Raw genomic sequence first — 23,231 nt, forward strand, 5'->3', positions numbered from 1 at the left:
CAACCCAAATAATTATGACAAAATTCGGGTGGACGGCCCCATATTTGTGAACGGTGATCTGACGATTAGAGGTGCTGATGCGGAATTTAATTCTATTATGTATGTAATGGGGGATGTGACGATTGAATATTCGCGCATCAATGGATTAGGCCAAAACGGTTCGTTAATTATTTTTGCAAATGGAAATATAAACATTAGAAATAATAGCGTTAACCAGGATGAACCTAGTAATATTAAAGGGTTTTTCTATTCAGAACAAGCATTAGAAATGTTTGGAGTTGGTTCAAATATTCGTATAGAAGGAGGAATATCAGCGAGGCGCATTGTTTTAAATGCGATAAGGGGACGGGCCAGCAATCAAAATTTTAGTGGGGCGCAAAAAATTACGAATAACGATTATTTTGAAGGTGCACAAAACCAAATAGGCAAGCTTTCTAGGCTGCAAATTATTTATGATCCGGAAATTATCAATACGTATGCAGATATAAAGTCTAGAGAGCCCGTTATTAAAAACTTAGATCCGCCTAAAATTATTAATCGTGACATAGAATAAATACCTTTCATCTTATTTTTTTGCCGATATGACCGCCGCCTCTCGTGTATAGTGAAGGCGGTGGAGGAATCGGCTTCTTTTTTAGCTTTTTGTGATGTTTTTCCGTTGCAATACTTTCCGTTATGATCATAAAATGAAAAATTAAGAAATGACAGTCTAAAAGCCAATTTTTCGAGAAAATTGTCGAAAGCCGAAATGGATATTTTTGCTGTTACAAAAACATCTTTAATTGATTTGAATGATGCAAACCGTTTTAATTAATCTGAGAAAAGCGATGGAGGCGAGATTTGCTTATCCTTGTAAAAAAGTATGGACGAAACAATTATTCGCTGCAATGCGGTTTGAGAAGCTCAAGCCTCTTTTATCCTCTTGTAAATGGAAATATACAACAAACAGACAAAACAGCTTAAAACAGAACGAACAAAAACGACAAATTTACGAACAACTAAGAGCTCGCTTCTTCTGAAGATCCTCCGCATCTATTGCAATCAAGCTCGCTTTCTTTAAAACCTTCAATCGGAGTATAATTAATTGATCGCTACTTCAGAAGCATAAACTGTTCCATTCTTGAAGCATATGAGCAGTGAAAGCTTCGTTTGATTTTAAAGCCAGCTCTAAAAGTGCTTTTTTGTTTCATATCATTCTTAGTCTCATACTCAAGAACAATTGAATATTGAGCACTGTTCATCGCATATAATGGGAAAGTATAATACTGTATCATTTCAAAATTCATATATGGTCAGAACAACAAAAGTCATTATTCATATATGGCCAAATCAGAAAAAGTCATTTGGATGGTGAGGAGGAATGATAATGCCTGAGGAATGGAAAATTATGTTGATTCGCATTGTTTTAGCAGTCATTTTAAGTGGATTTATTGGCCTTGAACGAGAATTTAAACGGCATCCAGCAGGCTTTCGCACTCATTTGTTAGTTGGTGTCGGCTCCTGCATGATGATGCTGCTGTCTCTTTATGGCTTTGAAGAATATATGGATCGTTATGAAAATATTCGTTTTGACCCAGCAAGAATTCCTTCTTATGTCATTAGCGGCATTGGTTTTTTAGGTGCTGGAACGATATTAGTGAGAGGGGTTACGGTAAGAGGATTAACGACGGCAGCCTCGATTTGGGTTGTTGCAGGACTTGGCCTTGTTGTTGGGGCAGGAATGTATCCGCTGGCGATTTTTTCTACCTTGATTGTATTGTTGAGTTTGATCTTTCTCAATAAGGTGGAGGCTTTTTTTGCTGAGAAGTCAAGCAAAAAATGGATACAAGTTAATCTTCCAGAAGATGATTTGGTGGAATTTACTCGGAAACTTGAACAATTAAATATTTCTGTTTATAAAATTCATTTTACATTGTCAAAGCCAAAAGAAACTAAACATGCGAAGCGTTCATATTTACTTGAAATTGGCCTTCCAAAAGATGAAATGCCTGAAATCATAAACGAATTATTGAAATTTCAAGAAGTTAAAAAAGTTTTTTAAAGAGCGGGTTTTTTCCATATTGTAAATGGCAATATTATTAGTGAGCTTTTTTGTTGAAATGACACAAAAAAAAATTTATATTATAATTAAGGTCAAATATAGTCAAAGTCAAGTGACTAGTTGTTATCGTTTAGGAAATAAGCATTACGTAAACATCTTGCCTCCTATCCCTCAAGGATATTGCACATTTCTTGAGCGTTTTGCAATTCCAATCAAAAAGTTGAAGGAGGTGTTTTTCGAGGTGCGGAATATATCTGATATTATCGAGCAATATTTAAAGCATGTATTAGATTCTAGCGGAAAAGAAATTGTTGAAATTAAAAGAAGTGAAATTGCGGATAAATTTCAATGTGTTCCATCGCAAATCAATTACGTGATCAACACTCGTTTTACAATTGAACGGGGTTACATTGTCGAAAGCAAAAGGGGTGGAGGCGGTTATATCCGAATTATGAAAATTCGAATCAATGACCGTATCCAGCTGATCAATCAAATTTTAAATGCCATTGGTAAAAGGCTGTCACAATCGTCGGCGGAGGATATTATTTTGAGATTGGCTGATGAAGAGGTTATTTCAGAAAGAGAAGCGAAAATTATGTTGAGCGTAATTGATCGGTCTGTTTTATATATTGATTTGCCTGATCGAGACGAATTGAGGGCAAGGATGATGAAGGCGATGCTCACCTCGTTAAAATACAAGTGAGGATGTGATGGACGATGATTTGTCAAGAATGTCATGAAAGGCCCGCTACTTTCCACTTTACAAAAATTATCAACGGCGAAAAGACTGAAGTGCATATATGTGAAAAATGTGCACAGGAAAAAAGTGATGTATTCATATTCAATATGAATCCAGGCTTTTCTATAAACAACTTATTGTCCGGATTATTAAATATGGACAGCGCCATTAGCAGCCAAGGGCAAAATGTTTTCAAGAAAAATCAGGTCATTCAATGTGAGAAATGTAATATGACGTTTGATCAATTTACGAAAATTGGTAAATTCGGGTGCTCCCATTGTTACAAAACGTTTTATCACCAAATTACCCCGATTTTAAAACGTGTTCATGGCGGGAATACAACTCACGGCGGTAAAGTGCCGAAACGGACCGGTGGAAGTATTCATTTGAAAAAGCGCCTGAAAATGCTTAAACAGGAACTGCAAGAATTAATTGCGAAAGAGGAATTCGAAAGAGCAGCTCAAGTTCGGGATGAAATTCGGTCCATTGAAGCGAAGATAAATGGACGGAACGAAAGGGGAGTATGACATGTCCTTTCAAAAATTTATTCGTTCAGCCATGAGCCCTTGGATGAATCAAGAAGGACCTGATTCCGATATTGTGCTGAGCAGCCGAGTCAGATTGGCGCGAAATATAGAAAATATCAGCTTTCCTACCATTATGTCGAATGAAGAAGCCTTGGCTGTTTTAAATACATTTGAAGAATCATTTTCACAAAGAGTGTTTGACGGTTTAGGAACATTCGTGCTGCTGAAAATGAATGAACTTCAGCCTATTCAAAAACGCGTACTTGTAGAGAAGCATTTGATTAGTCCTTATTTAATGGAAGAATCAGCACTTGGAGGGTGCCTTTTATCTGAAAACGAAGAAGTGAGCATCATGATAAACGAGGAGGATCATATTAGAATTCAATGTTTGTTCCCGGGCCTTCAGCTAAAAGAAGCGTTGAAAATGGCAATGAATCTTGACGATTGGATTGAGGAAAAAGTTGATTATGCATTTGATGAACATAGGGGCTACTTAACTAGCTGTCCAACAAATGTCGGTACCGGCTTGCGGGCTTCCGTGATGATGCACCTTCCAGGACTTGTCTTAACACAGCAGATTAACCAAATTATACCTGCTATCAATCAATTAGGATTGGTTGTGAGAGGTCGGTACGGAGAAGGAAGTGAAGCGATAGGTAATATATTCCAAATTTCGAACCAAATTACGCTAGGCAAATCAGAAGATGATATTGTCGATGATTTAATAGGTGTTGTCGGGCAATTAATTGCTCAAGAACGGGCTGCAAGAGATGCTTTATATAAAACGAATCCGCATCATCTAGAAGACCGTGTATATCGTTCTTACGGCACTCTCAAATACAGCAGAATTATTCCATCGAAAGAAGCAATTCAATGTTTATCAGATGTGCGCTTAGGAATTGACCTGGGAATTATTCAAAATGTTTCACGCAGTGTTTTAAATGAGCTTATGATTTTAATTCAGCCCGGATTTCTGCAACAATATTCAGGAGGAGTTCTACGGCCGAATGAACGGGATATTCGCAGGGCAACATTAATTCGTGAAAGGCTTCAATTAGAAAGGAAGCAAAGGGAGGATGATGAACAATGATGTTTGGGAGATTTACGGAACGGGCGCAAAAAGTGCTTGCTTTAGCGCAGGAAGAAGCTGTACGCCTCGGACATAACAATATCGGCACAGAGCACATATTGCTTGGGCTCGTGCGCGAAGGAGAAGGAATTGCCGCTAAAGCGCTTCACGCTCTAGGATTAAGTCCAGAAAAAATCCAAAATGAAGTGGAAAGCCTGATAGGACGGGGACAAGAAATTTCGCAAACGATCCATTACACACCGAGAGCAAAGAAAGTCATTGAACTGTCAATGGATGAAGCAAGAAAATTAGGACATTCTTATGTCGGAACAGAACATATTCTATTGGGATTAATTCGAGAAGGCGAGGGAGTTGCTGCGCGTGTTTTAAACAATCTCGGAGTAAGCTTGAACAAAGCGCGTCAGCAAGTTTTACAGTTGTTAGGCAGCAATGAAGTATCCTCAAGCCATCAAGGAAGTTCGATGACAAACGCAAATACTCCGACGCTTGATAGTCTTGCGCGGGACTTAACGGCTGTTGCACGGGAGGGCGGACTTGATCCAGTCATCGGCCGAAGCAAAGAAATTCAGCGTGTCATCGAGGTTTTGAGCCGAAGAACAAAAAATAATCCTGTTTTAATAGGTGAACCTGGTGTTGGGAAAACTGCCATAGCAGAGGGACTTGCTCAGCAAATTGTGAATAATGAGGTTCCTGAAATTTTGAGAGATAAGCGCGTTATGACCCTTGATATGGGAACAGTTGTAGCTGGCACAAAATATAGAGGGGAATTTGAGGACCGCCTTAAAAAGGTAATGGATGAAATTCGCCAAGCAGGAAACATCATTTTATTTATTGACGAGCTTCATACACTGATCGGCGCAGGCGGGGCGGAAGGTGCAATTGATGCTTCCAACATTTTAAAACCTGCTTTGGCTCGGGGAGAATTGCAATGTATCGGGGCAACGACTTTGGATGAATACCGTAAATATATTGAAAAGGATGCTGCACTTGAACGGCGCTTCCAGCCAATCCAAGTCGACGAACCGTCCATTGAAGAGAGCATTCAAATTTTAAGAGGCTTAAGAGACCGATATGAAGCACACCACCGGGTATCCATTTCCGATGAGGCGATTGAAGCGGCTGTTAAACTTTCAGATCGGTATATTTCCGATCGGTTCCTGCCTGATAAAGCGATTGACTTGATTGATGAAGCAGGCTCCAAAGTCCGTCTTCGCTCATTTGCAACACCTCCGAATTTAAAGGAATTGGAGCAAAAATTAGAAGAAGTGCGAAAAGAAAAAGAAGCTGCAGTCCAAAGCCAAGAATTTGAAAAAGCAGCTTCATTAAGAGATACAGAACAGCGGCTCAGAGAGGAATTAGAGGAAACGAAAAAATCATGGAAGGAAAAACAAGGTCAAGAAAATTCTGAAGTGACCGTAGAGGATATTGCAATGGTTGTTTCAAGCTGGACGGGAATTCCGGTTGTTAAACTTGCCCAAACAGAATCAGAGCGGCTTTTGAATCTCGAAGAAATTTTACACTCGCGCGTTATTGGTCAAGAAGAAGCTGTCACTGCAGTCGCAAAAGCTGTCAGACGGGCACGTGCAGGCTTAAAAGATCCGAAGCGTCCGATCGGTTCATTTATCTTCTTAGGACCGACAGGTGTAGGGAAAACGGAATTAGCCCGTGCATTAGCTGAAGCAATGTTTGGTGACGAAGATGCTATGATTCGAATCGATATGTCAGAATATATGGAGAAGCATTCTACGTCAAGGCTCGTTGGTTCGCCTCCTGGATATGTAGGCTATGAAGAGGGAGGACAATTGACGGAAAAAGTGCGCCGCAAGCCATACTCAGTCGTATTATTGGATGAAATTGAAAAAGCTCATCCAGATGTGTTTAACATTTTGCTGCAGGTGCTTGAAGACGGAAGACTCACAGACTCAAAAGGGCGCACCGTTGATTTTCGAAATACGATTTTAATCATGACTTCAAATGTAGGGGCAAGCGAATTAAAACGGAATAAATATGTCGGCTTTAATGTTCAAGACGAAAATGAAAATTATAAAGATATGAAAAACAAAGTGATGGATGAACTGAAAAAAGCATTTCGTCCTGAATTTTTGAACCGGATTGACGAAATTATTGTGTTCCACTCTTTAGAGAAAAAACATTTGAAAGAAATTGTTTCGCTGATGGCGGATCAGCTGACAAAACGATTAAAAGAACAGGATATAGAACTCGAATTAACGGATCGTGCAAAAGAAAAGCTGGCTGAAGAAGGCTTTGACTTAGAATATGGAGCGCGTCCGTTGCGGAGAGCGATTCAAAAATATGTCGAAGATCGCTTATCAGAGGAATTATTGAAAGGCACGATCTCGCAAGGTCAAAAAGTTGTATTGGATGTGCAAAATAATGAATTTGTCGTAAAAACTGCAGAAAAGGTTCAATAATCCAATGGGCATACAGCTTCACGTATGCCCCTCTCTTGTGCGCCCGGCATGGGTGTAATCTATAGGGTGAAAGTCCCGAGCTGCGAAGGCAGAAGTAGCAGTTAGCTTAACGCAAGGGTGTCCGTGGTGACGCGGAATCTGAAGGAAGCGAGCGGCAAACTTTGGGTCTCTCGGAACACGAACTTCATATGAGGCTAGGTATCACTGGGTGAGTTTGCAAGACAAAACAAAGCCCTTTCTGCCGAAGGTGATACAGAGTAAATGAAGCAGATGGATGGAAGGAAAGATTACACTCTTACCCGGGGAGGTCTGGCTGGCACGCCAAGTAACCTTGGTAACCTATCTAGTGATAGATAGCTGAACAGTCAGAAGTCAGCAGAGGTCATAGTATTAGTTGGTCTAGAACAACTAAGAAGGACCGAACAATTAAGAGAGAATAGCCCTTGGCATTCAGTGAGTCATGATGAACACAGAAAACGTAGTACCTCACTTGAGGGAGGAAGCGGTGAATCCCGTGGGAGATCTCTTGGAGGGTGGAGTGACCACTGGCATAAAGAGAACAGCTATTCACGGAAGTTATAAAGACTTGCGTCAATTATCTTAATTGAACCGCCGTATACGGAACCGTACGTACGGTGGTGTGAGAGGACGGGAGTTAATCGCTCCCTCCTACTCGATTCATTATATTGTCGTTTATCGATTGAACGAAGTGGGGAATAACCGAATGTCAAAGATCAAATCAAAATTTATTTGTCAATCGTGCGGATATGAATCGCCGAAATGGATGGGAAAATGTCCAGGGTGCGGCGAATGGAATTCAATGGTTGAAGAAGTTATCAAGCCAAAGGGAAAACACCGCATTGCTTTTAGTCATTCCGAATCATCCACTGTCAGCAAACCTTCTCCAATTCATCAAATCCAAGCTGCGCAAGAACCTAGAATGCTTACAGGACTTCATGAGTTTAACCGCGTATTGGGAGGCGGAATTGTAAAAGGGTCTCTCGTTTTAATTGGAGGGGATCCTGGAATTGGAAAATCCACTCTCTTATTGCAAGTCTCCTCACAGCTGGCAGAGAGAGGGAACGATGTTTTATACATTTCGGGAGAAGAATCTTTAAAACAGACAAAACTGCGCTCCGACCGACTCGGGGTAAAAGGCGAAAGACTATTCGTGCTTTCTGAAACGGACTTAGAAATCATCATTCAATCCATAATGGAAACTGAACCGGCTTTTGTCATCATTGATTCCATTCAAACGATTTATAACAGTGAAATTGCTTCTGCTCCTGGTAGCGTATCTCAGGTTCGAGAATGTACGGCTGAATTAATGAGATTGGCAAAAACAAAAGGAATTCCGATTTTTATTGTCGGTCATGTAACAAAAGACGGCACAATTGCAGGGCCGCGCATTTTAGAACATATGGTTGATACTGTATTGTATTTTGAAGGTGATCGACACCATACGTACCGAATTTTACGGGCAGTTAAAAACAGGTTCGGATCCACTAACGAAATAGGAATTTTTGAAATGAAGGAAGCAGGTCTTAAAGAAGTGCTCAACCCGTCAGAAGTGTTTTTAGAAGAGCGTGCAAAAGGGGCATCTGGTTCAACAGTAGTCGCTTCCATGGAAGGGACAAGACCTGTTCTAGTCGAAATACAAGCTTTAATCACCCCGACAAGCTTTGGAAACCCCAGAAGGATGGCAAATGGGATTGATCATAATCGTGTTTCTTTGTTGATGGCGGTATTGGAAAAACGTGTTGGTTTATTGCTCCAAAACCAAGATGCCTACTTAAAAGTTGCCGGCGGGGTGAAATTAGACGAGCCTTCAATTGACTTGGCAATTTGCATCAGTATAGCTTCAAGCTTTAAAGATGTTCCGACGAACATTTATGATGTTTTTGTAGGTGAGGTTGGTTTAACAGGAGAAATTAGAAGGGTTTCACGAATTGAACAGCGTGTACAAGAAGCTGCCAAACTGGGATTTAAGCGGATTTTTTTACCGAAAGCCAATCTGGGCGGTTGGAAATGGCCGGAAGATATAGAAATTGTCGGTGTGCAAAACATTTCAGAAGCGCTCGAACTTGCAATAGGGGGATAAGCTATGAAACAAGAAAAATCGCTTAAGGAAATCTTGCAATTTGTAGCCCCAGGCACACCAATCCGGGAAGGAATTGAAAACGTGCTGCGCGCAAAGACCGGGGGGCTAATTGTTGTAGGATATAACGAAAAAATCAAACAAATTGTAGACGGGGGATTTTATATCAATTGCCCTTTTTCCCCCGCCTATTTATATGAACTAGCTAAAATGGATGGAGCCATTATTTTAAGCGACTCAGGGCAAAAAATTTTATACGCAAACGCACAGCTCGTTCCGGATACGAGCATAGAGGTAAGAGAAACAGGCATGAGGCATAGAACAGCTGAACGAGTAGCAAAGCAAACAGGAAATCTCGTAATTGCTATTTCTGAAAGAAGAAATGTCGTCACATTATATTTTGGCAATTCCCGCTATGCGTTGAGGGATATCGGCGTCATTTTGACGAAGGCCAATCAAGCTTTGCGGACGTTGGAAAAGTATAAATCTGCCACTGACCAATCCATTAATAATTTAGGGTCTTTAGAGTTTGAAGATTTAGTCACGATCGATGAAGTGATCCAAGTTTTACATAGAATAGAAATGGTGCTGCGAATTAAGAGTGAAATTATTAATTATATTTACGAACTCGGTACAGAAGGGCAGCTGATTCAGCTTCAGATGACCGAGCTTTTAGCAGATATTGAAAAAGAAGCGGCTCTGCTTATCAAAGATTACAGCATGGAGCGGCTGAATGATCCTATTCCAGTATTAAAGCAGCTGCAAGAATTGTCCAGCTCAGCATTATTAGATGATGCTGTTTTATTGAAGCTGCTCGGATATCCTCATTTTACCAATATGAATGAACCTGTTGTTCCTCGAGGTTACCGGTTTTTGCATAAAATACCAAAGCTTCCTTCCGTTATTATTGAAAATTTAGTGATAACCTTTGAAAATTTGAAACAAATTGCAAATGCTACCGTAGAAAAGCTTGATGAAGTGGAAGGAATAGGTGAAGTTAGGGCGAGGAAAATTAAGGAAGGATTAAGGCGCCTCCAAGATCAGTATAACATTGCAAGGGAGCTCTAACACATCCTTTACAGTAATTTATCAATATTTTTACAATCCTTGTTTTTAGATGTTTGAAAGGTTTGAAAGTGTATATAATGAAATAAAGGAGGTGGAGGTATGTTAAAACGAATTGTTCAAATATTTTTCTTTTTTGTTGGCGGAACGTTAGGTGTTTTGTTTATACCGGAATTATTATTTCTCTTAAATCTTGATGATGTTCCATTTCTGATGACACCATATACATTGGCGATATTAGGTGCAATTTTATTTTATATAACCTCCTTCTGGCTAGTGGATTATGTGGTGAATTGGATAAAATTTATAGAAGAGAAATTAGTGAAAGCTCCGGTTACGGATGTATTATTTGGCAGTTTAGGATTAATTTTTGGTCTGATTATTGCTTATTTGATTGGAATTTCATTATCTGAACTTCCATACCCAATTATCAATAACATTGTTCCGATCTTTTTAACCATAATTTTAGGATATTTAGGTTTTCAAATCGGATATAAAAAGCGCGACGAACTGTTGAACTTGTTTTCGATTACAGCAAGAATCAGCAAGAAGAAAGCCTCTCAAGAAGAAGAGGAAAATGTTGAAAAGAAAAGCTTAAAAATATTAGATACAAGTGTTATTATAGATGGCAGGATTGCAGATATTTGTCAAACAGGTTTTTTAGAAGGGACCATTATTATTCCTCAATTTGTGTTGGAGGAACTTCAGCATATAGCGGATTCTTCAGATGTGCTAAAAAGAAATCGAGGAAGAAGAGGTCTGGATATTTTAAATAAAATCCAAAAAGAGCTGGACATTAAAGTGGAAATATGGGAAGGCGACTTCGAAGATATACAAGAAGTCGACAGCAAGCTTGTAAAACTGGCAAAAATCATTCAAGGCGTTGTGGTCACAAACGATTTCAATTTAAATAAAGTATGTGAGCTCCAAAACGTCTCTGTTTTGAACATCAACGATTTAGCCAATGCGGTAAAACCGATTGTACTACCAGGGGAAGAGTTAAATGTCCAAGTAATTAAGGATGGAAAAGAGCATAACCAAGGTGTTGCTTATCTTGATGATGGCACGATGATTGTTGTCGAGGACGGAAGGGACTATATCGGGAAAAATATTGATATTCTCGTTACAAGCGTTCTTCAAACATCTGCCGGACGAATGATTTTTGCAAAGCCAAAGCTGCTGGAAAAAGCATTGTAATAAGGGAGAAAGAAGATGGAATATCGGGTTGTCATACCAGCTGCAGGGCAAGGGAAAAGAATGAGGGCAGGAAAAAATAAACAGTTTATCAAACTTAATTCTTTACCTGTGATTGTTCATACTTTAATGGTGTTTGAAAAAGATCCTCAATGCACCGAAATTGTTCTAGTCATAAACGAGAAAGAGCGTGAAGAATTTCTTTCTTTACTGAAAAAATATAAAATAAAAAAAGTGCAAAAACTAGTTCCCGGAGGACAGGAACGCCAATATAGTGTTTACAACGGGTTAAAAGCTGTTGAAGAAGATGGTATAATATTAATTCACGACGGTGCAAGGCCTTTCATTCGCAGGGAAACCATTCATCAGCTTGTTGAAAAGGCTCATTTAGAGGGCGCAGCGGTCGTAGCCGTTCCTGTAAAGGATACTGTGAAAAGGGTTCGCAATATGGAAGTCATTGATACTGTTGAACGTTCTAGCTTGTGGGCAGTTCAAACGCCACAAGCTTTTCGTCTTTCCATCGTATTAAAAGCTCATGAAGCGGCCAATAGGGATCAATTTGTAGGAACAGACGATGCAAGTCTTGTAGAAAGAATTGGCGAAAAAGTTTGTATTGTACATGGGGATTATTCAAATATAAAGCTTACAACCCCTGAAGATTTGATTTTTGCCCGTGCGATTTTAGAGAGTGAAAGAGGGGAAAGGGAATGATTCGGATTGGACAAGGTTTTGATGTTCATCAGCTTGTGGAAGGAAAACCGCTTGTGATCGGTGGAGTCAACATTCCTTATGAAAAAGGATTGCTTGGACATTCTGATGCTGATGTTCTTCTTCATGCATTGACAGATGCCTGCTTGGGAGCGATTGGAGGAGGAGATATCGGCAAGCATTTTCCTGATACGGATCCTGCATATAAAGATATTGACTCGGCGAAATTGCTTCAAGAGGTATGGAACTTGGTAAAGGAGAAAGGCTATATATTAGGCAATGCGGATTGTACAATTATTGCTCAAAAACCAAAAATGGCGCCTTACATCCATCAAATGCGTACTAGAATTGCGGAGCTCTTGGAGGCTGAACTTGACCAAGTGAATGTTAAAGCAACGACGACGGAGGAGCTTGGGTTTACAGGACGCGGGGAAGGAATCGCTGCACAGTCAATCGTTTTATTGCAAAAGAAAAAGTAATCTTTGAACATCAATGGTTTGGTGGTACAATATTTTAAAGAATTACGGTTTGATTATTGGAGGGACAAAATATGGCTGACAATGGAATACGGGTTCGCTATGCACCGAGTCCGACGGGGCATTTACATATTGGAAACGCACGCACTGCATTATTTAATTATTTGTTCGCTAGAAGCCAAAATGGGAAATTTATTATTCGAATTGAAGATACCGATCAGAAGCGGAATATCGAAGGAGGAGAACAAAGCCAGCTTTTTTATTTAAAATGGCTTGGAATTGATTGGGACGAAAGCATAGACAAGGGCGGAGATTACGGTCCTTATCGACAATCGGAGCGGACAAGCATTTATAAAAAATATTATGAAGAGCTCTTGGAAAGAGACCTGGCGTATAAATGTTATTGTACGGAAGAGGAGCTTGAAAACGAGCGTCAAGCGCAAATCGATCGCGGTGAAATGCCAAGATATTCAGGGAAATGCGCGCACCTTTCTAAAGAACAGCAAGAGGCACTCGAAAAAGAAGGACGGAAACCAAGCATTCGTTTCCGGGTTCCAAAAGGAAAAATATATAAATGGAACGATATCGTAAAAGGAGATATTTCTTTTGAGTCCGATGATTTTGGGGATTTTGTCATCGTGAAAAAAGACGGAACACCGACTTATAATTTTGCCGTCGCCGTCGACGATCATTTAATGGAAATCAGTCATGTGTTGCGCGGAGAAGACCATATCTCCAATACACCGAAGCAAATGATGATTTATGAAGCTTTTGGATGGGAACCGCCTGTTTTTGGTCATATGACGTTAATCGTCAATGAAAACAGAAAAAAATTAAGCAAGCGTGATGAGAGCATCATTCAATTTATTGAACAATATGCTGAATTAGGGTATTTGCCTGAAGCGCTCTTTAATTTTATCGGTTTGTTAGGATGGTCTCCTGTTGGGGAAGAAGAGATTTTCAGCAAAGAAGAGTTTATTAAAATTTTTGATCCAAACCGATTATCAAAATCACCTGCTGTTTTCGATACACTGAAATTAAAATGGATGAACAATCAGTACATGAAAAAGCTTGATCTCGAAAAAGTAGTCGACCTTTCGCTGCCCCACCTTGTAAAAGCCGGGCGCATCAGTGAAAATATGTCAGAAGATGAAAGAGATTGGGTGCAACGTCTCATTTCCCTGTATCAAGAGCAAATGAGCTACGGTGCAGAAATTGTCGAATTAAGCGAAATGTTTTTTAAGGAAGAGATAGAGATCGATGAAGAAGGAAAACTTGTGCTTCAAGAAGAACAAGTTCCTTCCGTGTTAAGCGCATTTTTGGAAGAAGTGAAAGCAATTCAAGATTTCAAAGCAGATGAAATCAAAAAAGCGATTAAGTCAGTTCAAAAAGCGACAGGTCAAAAGGGGAAAAAATTGTTCATGCCGATTCGCGTTGCGACGACCGGGCAGACACACGGTCCTGAGCTGCCGCTTGCCCTTGAGCTCTTAGGAAAAGAAAAGATTATCACAAGGCTGGAAAAAGCACTAGATTAACTTTTTAAAAAAATTGTAATATAGTATGTATGAACAGATGACGGAAAAACGTTGAGAAGGAGAAGTAAGAAAGCAAACGGCTTTTCAGAGAGAACCTCCTTTGGCTGAAAGAGGTTTAAGCACGCGCTTTCTGAAATGCCCCTTCGAGTCTTTTGTCGAAACCAGCGGGAGTAGACAAAAGCGGAGACTCACCGTTATAAGAGTTAAAGTTGAGGGAAAAGAAAAGCTATACTTTTCCCTAAACAGAGTGGAACCGCGCTTATTTGCGTCTCTGTATCTACAGAGGCGCATTTCTTTTTCAGTAGGGTATTATGATTACTTTTTATGGGAGGGAGAAAAATATGTGGAAAATATTAAAAGAAGATGTGGAAGTCGTTTTTGACCAAGACCCTGCTGCGAGATCTTATTTAGAAGTAATCTTAACTTATTCAGGCCTTCACGCCATATGGGCTCATCGGTTGGCGCATGCGTTTTACAAACGGAAATTATACTTTATCGCCAGGGTCATTTCGCAAATAAGCCGCTTTTTCACGGGAATTGAAATCCACCCTGGTGCCAAAATCGGTCGTCGTTTTTTCATCGATCATGGCATGGGTGTCGTTATTGGCGAGACTTGTGAAATTGGCGATAATGTTACTGTATATCAAGGAGTTACATTAGGCGGAACAGGTAAAGAAAAGGGGAAACGGCATCCTACCATCAAAAATAATGTTCTCATTGCAGCTGGCGCGAAGGTATTAGGATCTATTACGATTGGAGAAAACTCGAAAATTGGCGCAGGTTCTGTCGTTTTGCGCGATGTTCCGGATAATTCGACTGTTGTAGGCATTCCGGGGAGAGTTGTTGTGCAAAACGGGAAAAAGGTGAGAAAAGATTTAAATCATAGAGATTTGCCGGATCCTATTTCAGATAAATTAAAAGAGCTTGAAAAAGAAATAGGAAAATTAAAGGCAGAATTAGATAATCTGAAAAAAAAGGAGGGCGTTCAATGAGTATCAAAATTTATAATACATTATCTAGGAAAAAGGAAGAATTTATTCCTTTAGAGGACAACAAGGTAAAGATGTATGTTTGCGGTCCTACCGTTTACAACTATATTCACATCGGAAATGCTAGACCAGCCATTGTATATGATACAGTTCGTCGATATTTGGAGTACAGAGGGTACGATGTGAAATATGTGTCGAATTTTACCGATGTGGATGATAAATTGATTAAAGCTGCAAATGATTTGGGCGAAACGGTTCCGGAAATTGCAGAACGATTTATTAAGGCCTATTTTTCTGATATTGATGCACTGGGATGCAAAAGAGCGGATGTTCATCCTCGTGTAACGGAAAATATGGAGACAATCATTGAATTCATCCAAGCTCTCATTGACAAAAATTATGCCTATGAAGTCGACGGAGATGTGTATTATAAAACACGGTATTTTAAGGAATACGGAAAGCTTTCGCATCAATCAATAGATGAGCTTCATGCCGGTGCCAGAATACAAATTGGCGAAAAAAAGAGAGATCCGCTTGATTTTGCACTTTGGAAAGCAGCAAAAGAAGGGGAAATTTCATGGGATAGCCCTTGGGGAAAAGGACGTCCTGGCTGGCATATTGAATGCTCCGCAATGGCAAGAAAATATTTAGGGGATACAATTGATATTCATGCAGGCGGCCAAGATTTAACTTTTCCGCATCATGAAAATGAGATCGCACAATCCGAAGCGCTTACCGGCAAACCTTTTGCGAAATATTGGATGCATAACGGTTATATTAATATCAACAATGAGAAGATGTCTAAATCACTCGGAAATTTTATTCTTGTTCAAGACGTTTTAAAGCAGTATGACCCACAAGTATTTCGATTTTTTATGCTGTCTGTACACTACCGACATCCTATCAATTATTCGAAAGAACTTTTGGATAGTACAAAAAACGGATTGGAAAGAATCCGCACCTCATATATCAATTTAAAGCATCGGCTGGAAAGTAGTGCGAATCTCACTGATGATGATGAAAAATGGCTGGAAGAAATCAGCCGGCTAAAGAAGGAATTTATTCATGAAATGGACGACGATTTCAATACGGCGAATGCTATATCTGTCATTTTCGATTTAGTGAAACATGCAAACTATTATTTGGAAAGAAAAAACACCTCCGAAAAAGTAATTAAGGCATTTTTGCAGCTATTTAATGAATTTGGCGATGTATTAGGTTTGACATTTGATGTTCAAGAGCTGCTGGACGAAGACATTGAAAGGCTGATAAACGAGCGAAATCAAGCTAGAAAAGAAAGAAATTTTGCTTTAGCCGACAAAATTCGAGATCAGCTCAAGGAAATGAACATTATATTGGAAGATACGCCTCAAGGAACAAGATGGAAAAGAGGATAAATATGATTGAGCTTGAAAAAATAAAAGAAGCACGGCAGCTTAACGGTCTTGTTTTAGCATATATGGGCGATGCTGTATATGAAGTATTTGTCAGGCATCATCTGTTATCAAAAGGAACTGTCAAACCGGGCCAGCTTCATAAATTGGCGAAGTCGTTTGTTTCGGCCAAAGCGCAGGCAGCGATTTTAAAAACATTAACTGACAACGGCTTTTTCAATGAAGAAGAGCTGGAAATAATGAAAAGAGGGCGAAATGCCAAATCAAACACGGTGCCGAAAAATACCGATGTACAAACATACCGATACAGCACGGCTTTCGAATCTTTAATCGGCTATCTTTTTTTAACAGGTGATCAAGATCGGCTAAACGACGTCATAGATGCTGCAATGGCTGCAACATACGAGAAAGGGGGAGTTGAACGTGGCGGATGAATATATATACGGGAAGAATTCGGTTATCGAAGCATTGAAATCGAACAGGGATATTAACAAAGTGTTTATTGCGGAAAATTCATATACTAAACAAGCGCAGCAAATTATAATGCTGGCGAAAAATAAAGGGGTAGCAGTTCAATTCGTTCCAAAGAAAAAGCTCGATCAGATCGTTTCGGGCAGCCACCAAGGAGTCATTGCGCAAGTTGCTGCATATAAGTATACGGATTTTGAAGATTTGTTCAAATTGTCTGACGAACGCGGGGAAGCGCCCTTTTTTCTGATTCTAGATGAAATTGAAAATCCGGCAAATCTCGGCTCGATTATGAGAACAGCTGATGCTGCTGGAGTACACGGCATTATTATTCCAAAGAACCGGGCGGTCGGTTTAACCAATGTAGTGGCAAAAACGTCAACGGGAGCAATTGAATATGTTCCCGTAGTCCGTGTGACAAACTTGGCACGCACGATTGACGAGCTGAAAAACAGAGGTATATGGATTTACGGCACTGATGCAAAAGGGGAAGACGATTATCGGACAATTGACGGGAAACTCCCCGTTGCATTAGTAATTGGCAGTGAAGGGAAAGGAATCAGCCGCTTAGTAAAAGAAAAGTGCGACTTCCTTGTGAAAATTCCGATGGTTGGTCATGTTACTTCTTTGAACGCCTCCGTTGCTGCCAGTCTATTAATGTATGAAGTTTTTCGCAAACGGCGGCCATCAGGAGAGTAGCCAATGGATATTTTATTAGTCGATGGATACAACATTATTGGTGCTTGGCCTGATCTGCAAAAATTAAAAGATGAAAACAATTTGGAGGATGCAAGGAAGATCCTGATCAACAAGATGGCCGAATATCAAGCATACACTGGGATGAAGGTGATTGTCGTTTTTGATGCTCATTTAGTGAAAGGAATTGAAAAAAAATATTTAGATAATCGCGTGGAAATTATTTTCACGAGAGAAAATGAAACCGCTGATGAACGGATTGAAAAGCTGGCCAAAACATTAAAAAATATTAAGACGAAAATTTATGTAGCAACGTCCGACTATATAGAACAATGGACGATTTTTTCCCAGGGAGCTTTGAGAAAATCGGCGCGCGAGCTATATAACGAAGTGGTGTCTATTGAAGAAAGCATTCGAAAAAAAATTCAGCAAATTCAGGGCGAGCGCCCCGCTTCGAAAATTCGCCTTTCTTATGAAGTTGCCGAAAGATTCGAAAAATGGAGAAGAGGAGATTTATCGTAATTTTGACATAAGTTGACGTTTATGGAAATCTTACAGTATAATATTTCTAATAATTGTATGCGCGGTCGGGGTGATTTGCATGAGTGTTCAAGACAACAAGGGGGAAAAAATAAAAAAATTGCAGAAGCTTGAAGATGAACAAATTGTAGAGCTCGTCCACAAAGGCGACAGCGCTGCATTAGATTTCTTGATTACAAAATACCGGAACTTTGTGCGGGCCAAGGCAAGATCCTACTTCCTCATCGGGGCGGATCGTGAGGATATAATTCAAGAGGGGATGATTGGATTATATAAAGCGATTCGTGACTTTAAAGAGGACAAGCTTACCTCCTTTAAGGCTTTTGCCGAGTTGTGCATTACCCGCCAAATGATTACTGCCATTAAAACTGCTACCCGTCAAAAACATATTCCTCTAAACTCGTATGTTTCATTGGATAAACCCATTTATGATGAAGAGTCAGATCGCACACTGATGGATGTAATATCTGGAGCAAAAGTAATGGATCCAGAAGAACTCATCATTAACCAGGAAAAGTTTGATGATATAGAATTGAAAATGGGGGAAATATTATCTGATCTTGAACGGAAAGTGTTGTCCCTTTATTTGGAAGGTCGTTCCTATTTAGAAATTTCAGAAGAATTAAACAGGCATGTAAAATCTATTGACAATGCCTTGCAGCGGGTGAAAAGAAAGCTAGAAAGATACTTAGAGCTGAGGGAATTTACTTCATAACTCATTGACATAAAAATTGCCATTATGTTACTGTTTAATAGAGTAAGTATCGGTAGGTGTAATATGAGGAAAAAAATAGTTCTAGCTTGTTCTCAATGCGGCAGCCGAAATTATTCAACGATGAAAAAGGCGACCGAAGAACGGTTGGAAATCAAAAAGTTTTGTAAAACGTGCCAAGCTCATACCACTCATCGGGAAACAAAGTAAATTGCACGATTCTTGGATTTCTGGAGGTAAACAAATGCAGCGCTTGACTGGATTTTTTCGAGATGTCGTAAAAGAAATGAAAAAGGTCAGCTGGCCGAAAAGAAAGGAATTGGTTCGCTATACGATTACGGTCATTACAACGGTAGCCTTTTTTGCTATATTTTTTGCTATTGTCGACTTAGGAATTTCTGAGTTATTAAGGCTTATTCTTGAATAAAAGCCTTTTATCCATGATATAATAGATATTATTCATAAGTCCGTCAGTAAACCCGGTAAACGGGTTTTTTCATTGCCTAAAAATGAAATGGGGAGGGAAGGACAAGGTCCTCTGATATGGAAAAGAACTGGTATGTTGTGCATACATATTCCGGCTATGAAAATAAAGTAAAAGCGAATTTAGAAAAACGCGTAGAGTCAATGGGCATGCAGGACAAAATTTTTCGTGTGATCGTCCCTGAAGAAGAAGAAATGGATATGAAAAGCGGAAAGAAAAAAGTGACGAAAAAAAAGGTTTTCCCTGGGTATGTTTTAGTAGAGCTCATCATGACGGATGATTCATGGTATGTGGTTCGCAACACTCCCGGAGTTACCGGATTCGTCGGCTCTGCAGGGTCTGGATCTAAACCAACTCCGCTTTTGCCGGAAGAAGTACAGGCAATTTTCAAACGCATGGGAATAGAAGAGGCTCGTGTGGAAGTTGATTTTGAATTAAAAGAAACGGTAAAAGTAAATGACGGCCCGTTTGCTAATTTCACGGGCGTTATCGAAGAAATCGATACAGATAGAAAAAAAGTCAAAGTTCTCGTCAATATGTTTGGGCGTGAAACACCAGTTGAACTAGATTTTTCCCAAGTTTCCAAATTGTAAAATGTAGAAAAACAAACTTGAAATCATTAATTAAAAATGGTAATATTTCTTAAGTCGATATGTCTCTGAAAGAGACTGAATGATGCATTAATCTTTCTCTCATTCATATAAAGAAGGATGTTGCATGAGTGGGAGGGTTTTACCCTATTACCACATCACGGACTTAAGGAGGTGTGTCTCGTGGCTAAAAAAGTGATTAAAATTGTGAAATTGCAGATTCCTGCAGGTAAAGCTAATCCTGCGCCGCCAGTAGGACCTGCTCTCGGTCAAGCTGGGGTTAATATCATGGGATTCTGTAAAGAGTTCAACGCTCGCACGGCTGATCAAGCTGGCTTAATTATTCCTGTTGAAATTACGGTATTTGAAGACCGTTCATTTACATTTATTACGAAAACTCCGCCTGCTGCCGTTCTTTTGAAAAAAGCAGCTGGAATTGAATCAGGTTCTGGTGAACCGAATCGTAATAAAGTGGCAACAATTAAACGCGATAAAGTTCGCGAAATTGCCGAAACGAAAATGCCTGACTTAAATGCAGCTAGCGTTGAAGCAGCAATGCGTATGGTTGAAGGCACAGCCCGAAGCATGGGCATTGTGATCGAAGACTAATCAATATGCATTGGTGTAGTAGGTTGCGAGTTTGTTTATTCAAGTTCGCAACCTTTATTCGTGGGAGGTTATTCCGCTAAAACCACATAAGGAGGAAAATGATATGGCAAAAAGAGGTAAAAAATATTTAGAAGCTGCAAAGCTTGTTGATCGTTCAAAAGCTTATGACGTAAAAGAAGCAATTGAATTAGTAAAGAAAACGAATATCGCAAACTTTGATGCGACAGTTGAAGTTGCATTCCGCCTTGGCGTTGATCCTCGTAAAAACGATCAGCAAATCCGCGGGGCTGTTGTGCTGCCGAACGGTACAGGTAAAACACAACGTGTATTAGTGTTCGCTAAAGGGGAAAAAGCAAAAGAAGCGGAAGCTGCTGGTGCGGATTATGTCGGCGACAGCGACTACATCAATAAAATTCAACAAGGCTGGTTTGACTTCGATGTTGTTGTGGCTACCCCTGATATGATGGGTGAAGTCGGTAAACTTGGACGTATTTTAGGTCCTAAAGGTTTAATGCCGAACCCTAAAACAGGAACGGTAACATTTGAAGTTGAAAAAGCTGTCAAAGAAATTAAAGCTGGTAAAGTTGAATACCGTGTAGATAAAGCTGGGAACGTTCATGTTCCAATCGGAAAAACTTCTTTTGACAGTGAAAAATTAGTTGAAAACTTTACAACAATCTACGATGCGCTATTAAAAGCAAAACCGGCAGCGGCAAAAGGCACTTACATGAAAAACGTTTCTGTAACGTCTACAATGGGCCCTGGAATTAAAGTAGATCCTTCCAGCTTTGTCGTGAAATAATAAACCGGTTTGACAAGCAGGGTGTATTTTAGTAAAATAAAAATGTTGTGTAATTAAATAGAATTCATTTATACCGTAGACAGTAGGTGCCGAAAGGCTTAATATCCTACCGAGGTGTATGATATAGATTAAGCGGAACGTTTGCTTATTTGTACGATACCTCCATGTCTGCGGGCATGGAGGTATTTCATTTCACCGGCGGTATAAGTGTTCATTTTCAATTTGCAGGAGGTGTAAACAAATGAGCAGCGCAATTGAAAAGAAGAAACAGATCGTTGAAGAAATTGCAGCCAAATTCCGTGAAAGCGTCTCTACTGTTATCGTAGATTACCGCGGTCTTAATGTAGCGGAAGTAACGGAATTGCGCAAAAGACTTCGTGAAGCAAATATAGAGTTCAAGGTTTACAAAAATACGTTAACTCGCCGTGCTGTTGAACAAGCAGAAATTTCTGGATTAGAAGAAGTGCTGACTGGTCCAAACGCTATCGCATTTAGCACTGAAGATGTCGTGGCGCCTGCTAAAATTTTGAATGATTTTGCAAAAGAGCATGAAGCGCTTGAGATTAAAGCTGGCGTCATCGAAGGCAATGTTGCAACAGTTGATGAAATTAAAGCGATTGCTGACCTTCCATCTCGCGAAGGCTTGCTTTCTATGTTGCTTTCTGTACTGCAAGCTCCTATTCGCAACTTTGCACTTGCAACAAAAGCAGTTGCAGATCAAAAAGAAGAGCAAGGCGCTTAAAGCAAATTTTCGTATTAAACTATTAGCAATTTAAAACATAAGGAGGAAAAACAAATGACAAAAGAACAAATTATTGAAGCGATAAAAGAAATGACTGTTCTTGAACTTAACGACTTAGTAAAAGCAATCGAAGAAGAATTTGGCGTAACTGCTGCTGCTCCTGTTGCTGTGGTTGGTGGCGCTGGCGGCGGTGAAGCTGCTGCAGAAAAAACTGAATTCGATGTTATTCTTGCTAATGCAGGTGCACAAAAAATTAAAGTTATCAAAGTTGTTCGTGAAATCACTGGCCTTGGCTTAAAAGAAGCAAAAGAATTAGTTGACAACACGCCAAAACCATTAAAAGAAGGCGTATCTAAAGAAGAAGCTGAAGAACTTAAAGCAAAACTTGAAGAAGTTGGAGCAGAAGTTGAAGTTAAGTAAAAGCTGTTAAATAAATAGAAAAGCTCGCTGATTCATTGGCGGGCTTTTCTTTTATGTATGAATTTCTGCCTGTAGAAAATACTCCTAAAAAAGGGGTGCAGAAAATGAGCGAACATTATTTTTCGGAAAAACCGGAAGTGGAAAGCAATAGGAGAAAAATTGAGTGCACGTTGAGAAATCATCCATTTGCGTTCATGACCGACCGCGGAGTTTTTTCAAAACGGGAGGTTGATTTTGGAACGCAGCTATTAATTGAAACTTTCGCTGCTCCCGAAATTCCAGGAGATATTTTGGATGTAGGCTGCGGATACGGACCGATCGGATTGTCAATTGCAAAATCGGAACCCGATAGAATGATTGATATGATCGATATAAATGAAAGGGCAGTCGAACTTGCAGAACTGAATGCTCGAATAAACAACATTCAAAATGTCCGTGTGTTTCAAAGCAATTTGTTTGAAAAGCTGGAAGGGAAATGGTATGCTGCTATTTTAGCAAACCCTCCCATTCGGGCTGGAAAACAAGTCGTCCATCATATATTTGAAAAAAGTTTTGATCATTTAAAAGACCATGGAGAGCTTTGGATCGTTATCCAAAAAAAGCAGGGGGCTCCTTCCGCTAAACAAAAGCTGGAGACTCTGTTTCGTTCGGTAGAAGTGGCAGAGAGAAAAAAAGGTTATTATATTTTTAAAGCAAAAAAAGATTGACCTGCAATCCAGGATATGTTAACATTATAAAATGCCAATATATTAATTTCCATTTGTAGCTAAATTTTTTCTTGGATGTATAGAACCAATCCATTAAGGAAAAAATAATAAAATCAACTATTTCTGCGCAGTGGTTTTCTTTTTTCATAAAGAAAATCCTTTTTCTTTTTACT

At 39.6% G+C, this 23,231-nt stretch carries 26 protein-coding genes and 2 other annotated features; all 26 genes read left to right on the forward strand.

Annotated features, from left to right (window positions below):
• The first annotated feature begins 46 nt into the window (after positions 1-46).
• The 26 genes from NSQ41_RS00615 (at position 47) to NSQ41_RS00740 (ending at position 23,058) form a co-directional block, all read left to right on the forward strand.
• Positions 47-553: a hypothetical protein gene (locus tag NSQ41_RS00615; RefSeq protein WP_339210765.1), complete on the forward strand. Its 507-nt coding sequence runs from the start codon at positions 47-49 to the stop codon at positions 551-553.
• Positions 554-1,366: 813 nt separating this feature from the next.
• Positions 1,367-2,041: an MgtC/SapB family protein gene (locus NSQ41_RS00620; RefSeq protein ID WP_327863051.1), complete on the forward strand. Its 675-nt coding sequence runs from the start codon at positions 1,367-1,369 to the stop codon at positions 2,039-2,041.
• Positions 2,042-2,282: 241 nt separating this feature from the next.
• A complete protein-coding gene (locus tag NSQ41_RS00625; protein WP_063387474.1) occupies positions 2,283-2,744 on the forward strand; it encodes a CtsR family transcriptional regulator in 462 nt (153 codons plus the stop codon).
• 14 nt (positions 2,745-2,758) lie between these two features.
• On the forward strand, positions 2,759-3,307 hold the full coding sequence (locus NSQ41_RS00630; protein ID WP_063387128.1) for a UvrB/UvrC motif-containing protein: 549 nt from the start codon (positions 2,759-2,761) through the stop codon (positions 3,305-3,307).
• 1 nt (position 3,308) lies between these two features.
• Positions 3,309-4,397 (forward strand): protein arginine kinase, encoded by a 1,089-nt coding sequence (locus NSQ41_RS00635; RefSeq protein ID WP_339193809.1) that lies wholly within the window; start codon positions 3,309-3,311, stop codon positions 4,395-4,397.
• Positions 4,394-6,829, forward strand: coding sequence for an ATP-dependent protease ATP-binding subunit ClpC (gene clpC / locus NSQ41_RS00640; RefSeq protein ID WP_063387130.1), 2,436 nt, complete (start codon positions 4,394-4,396; stop codon positions 6,827-6,829). The genes NSQ41_RS00635 and clpC overlap by 4 nt, the downstream gene beginning before the upstream one ends.
• 724 nt (positions 6,830-7,553) lie before the next feature.
• A complete protein-coding gene (radA, locus tag NSQ41_RS00645) occupies positions 7,554-8,930 on the forward strand; it encodes a DNA repair protein RadA (RefSeq protein ID WP_130156460.1) in 1,377 nt (458 codons plus the stop codon).
• A 3-nt stretch (positions 8,931-8,933) separates the two neighbouring features.
• On the forward strand, positions 8,934-9,995 hold the full coding sequence (disA, locus tag NSQ41_RS00650) for a DNA integrity scanning diadenylate cyclase DisA (RefSeq protein WP_339210768.1): 1,062 nt from the start codon (positions 8,934-8,936) through the stop codon (positions 9,993-9,995).
• Positions 9,996-10,094: 99 nt separating this feature from the next.
• Positions 10,095-11,189, forward strand: a complete 1,095-nt coding sequence (locus NSQ41_RS00655; protein WP_063387133.1) for a PIN/TRAM domain-containing protein — start codon at positions 10,095-10,097, stop codon at positions 11,187-11,189.
• A 15-nt stretch (positions 11,190-11,204) separates the two neighbouring features.
• Positions 11,205-11,897, forward strand: a complete 693-nt coding sequence (gene ispD / locus NSQ41_RS00660) for a 2-C-methyl-D-erythritol 4-phosphate cytidylyltransferase (RefSeq protein ID WP_063387134.1) — start codon at positions 11,205-11,207, stop codon at positions 11,895-11,897.
• The gene (ispF, locus tag NSQ41_RS00665) at positions 11,894-12,373 is read left to right on the forward strand and encodes a 2-C-methyl-D-erythritol 2,4-cyclodiphosphate synthase (RefSeq protein ID WP_339193817.1); all 480 of its coding nucleotides are present in this window, start codon (positions 11,894-11,896) and stop codon (positions 12,371-12,373) included. Before ispD ends, ispF begins: the two co-directional genes overlap by 4 nt.
• Positions 12,374-12,444: 71 nt before the next feature.
• Entirely contained in the window at positions 12,445-13,905 is a 1,461-nt protein-coding gene (gltX, locus tag NSQ41_RS00670; protein ID WP_063387136.1) for a glutamate--tRNA ligase, read from the forward strand.
• A 42-nt stretch (positions 13,906-13,947) separates the two neighbouring features.
• Positions 13,948-14,181 (forward strand) — a binding site (T-box leader).
• 65 nt (positions 14,182-14,246) lie between these two features.
• Entirely contained in the window at positions 14,247-14,897 is a 651-nt protein-coding gene (cysE, locus tag NSQ41_RS00675) for a serine O-acetyltransferase (protein ID WP_063387137.1), read from the forward strand.
• The gene (cysS, locus tag NSQ41_RS00680) at positions 14,894-16,291 is read left to right on the forward strand and encodes a cysteine--tRNA ligase (protein ID WP_339210770.1); all 1,398 of its coding nucleotides are present in this window, start codon (positions 14,894-14,896) and stop codon (positions 16,289-16,291) included. The genes cysE and cysS overlap by 4 nt, the downstream gene beginning before the upstream one ends.
• Positions 16,292-16,293: 2 nt before the next feature.
• On the forward strand, positions 16,294-16,722 hold the full coding sequence (locus NSQ41_RS00685) for a Mini-ribonuclease 3 (RefSeq protein ID WP_327873331.1): 429 nt from the start codon (positions 16,294-16,296) through the stop codon (positions 16,720-16,722).
• The gene (gene rlmB / locus NSQ41_RS00690; RefSeq protein WP_339198296.1) at positions 16,670-17,455 is read left to right on the forward strand and encodes a 23S rRNA (guanosine(2251)-2'-O)-methyltransferase RlmB; all 786 of its coding nucleotides are present in this window, start codon (positions 16,670-16,672) and stop codon (positions 17,453-17,455) included. Before NSQ41_RS00685 ends, rlmB begins: the two co-directional genes overlap by 53 nt.
• Positions 17,456-17,458: 3 nt before the next feature.
• Positions 17,459-17,974, forward strand: coding sequence for an NYN domain-containing protein (locus NSQ41_RS00695; RefSeq protein WP_063387141.1), 516 nt, complete (start codon positions 17,459-17,461; stop codon positions 17,972-17,974).
• Between the two features lie 79 nt (positions 17,975-18,053).
• The gene (gene sigH / locus NSQ41_RS00700; RefSeq protein WP_063387142.1) at positions 18,054-18,707 is read left to right on the forward strand and encodes an RNA polymerase sporulation sigma factor SigH; all 654 of its coding nucleotides are present in this window, start codon (positions 18,054-18,056) and stop codon (positions 18,705-18,707) included.
• A 63-nt stretch (positions 18,708-18,770) separates the two neighbouring features.
• Positions 18,771-18,914 (forward strand): 50S ribosomal protein L33, encoded by a 144-nt coding sequence (gene rpmG, locus NSQ41_RS00705; protein WP_082829425.1) that lies wholly within the window; start codon positions 18,771-18,773, stop codon positions 18,912-18,914.
• 34 nt (positions 18,915-18,948) lie between these two features.
• Complete coding sequence (gene secE / locus NSQ41_RS00710) at positions 18,949-19,131, forward strand: preprotein translocase subunit SecE (RefSeq protein ID WP_063387143.1); 183 nt, start codon at positions 18,949-18,951, stop codon at positions 19,129-19,131.
• Positions 19,132-19,247: 116 nt separating this feature from the next.
• Positions 19,248-19,781: a transcription termination/antitermination protein NusG gene (nusG, locus tag NSQ41_RS00715; protein ID WP_063387144.1), complete on the forward strand. Its 534-nt coding sequence runs from the start codon at positions 19,248-19,250 to the stop codon at positions 19,779-19,781.
• Positions 19,782-19,961: 180 nt separating this feature from the next.
• The gene (rplK, locus tag NSQ41_RS00720) at positions 19,962-20,387 is read left to right on the forward strand and encodes a 50S ribosomal protein L11 (protein ID WP_063387145.1); all 426 of its coding nucleotides are present in this window, start codon (positions 19,962-19,964) and stop codon (positions 20,385-20,387) included.
• Positions 20,388-20,490: 103 nt separating this feature from the next.
• Positions 20,491-21,189, forward strand: coding sequence for a 50S ribosomal protein L1 (gene rplA / locus NSQ41_RS00725; protein ID WP_063387146.1), 699 nt, complete (start codon positions 20,491-20,493; stop codon positions 21,187-21,189).
• A gap of 55 nt (positions 21,190-21,244) precedes the next feature.
• Positions 21,245-21,387, forward strand: a sequence feature (ribosomal protein L10 leader region).
• Between the two features lie 43 nt (positions 21,388-21,430).
• Positions 21,431-21,931 (forward strand): 50S ribosomal protein L10, encoded by a 501-nt coding sequence (rplJ, locus tag NSQ41_RS00730; RefSeq protein ID WP_063387147.1) that lies wholly within the window; start codon positions 21,431-21,433, stop codon positions 21,929-21,931.
• A 54-nt stretch (positions 21,932-21,985) separates the two neighbouring features.
• Positions 21,986-22,351, forward strand: coding sequence for a 50S ribosomal protein L7/L12 (gene rplL, locus NSQ41_RS00735; RefSeq protein WP_063387148.1), 366 nt, complete (start codon positions 21,986-21,988; stop codon positions 22,349-22,351).
• A 104-nt stretch (positions 22,352-22,455) separates the two neighbouring features.
• A complete protein-coding gene (locus tag NSQ41_RS00740) occupies positions 22,456-23,058 on the forward strand; it encodes a class I SAM-dependent methyltransferase (RefSeq protein WP_063387149.1) in 603 nt (200 codons plus the stop codon).
• Positions 23,059-23,231 lie beyond the last annotated feature (173 nt).

Source organism: Aeribacillus sp. FSL K6-8210, assembly GCF_037963925.1.
In the GTDB taxonomy this organism is placed as follows: Bacteria; Bacillota; Bacilli; order Bacillales; family Aeribacillaceae; genus Aeribacillus; species Aeribacillus composti.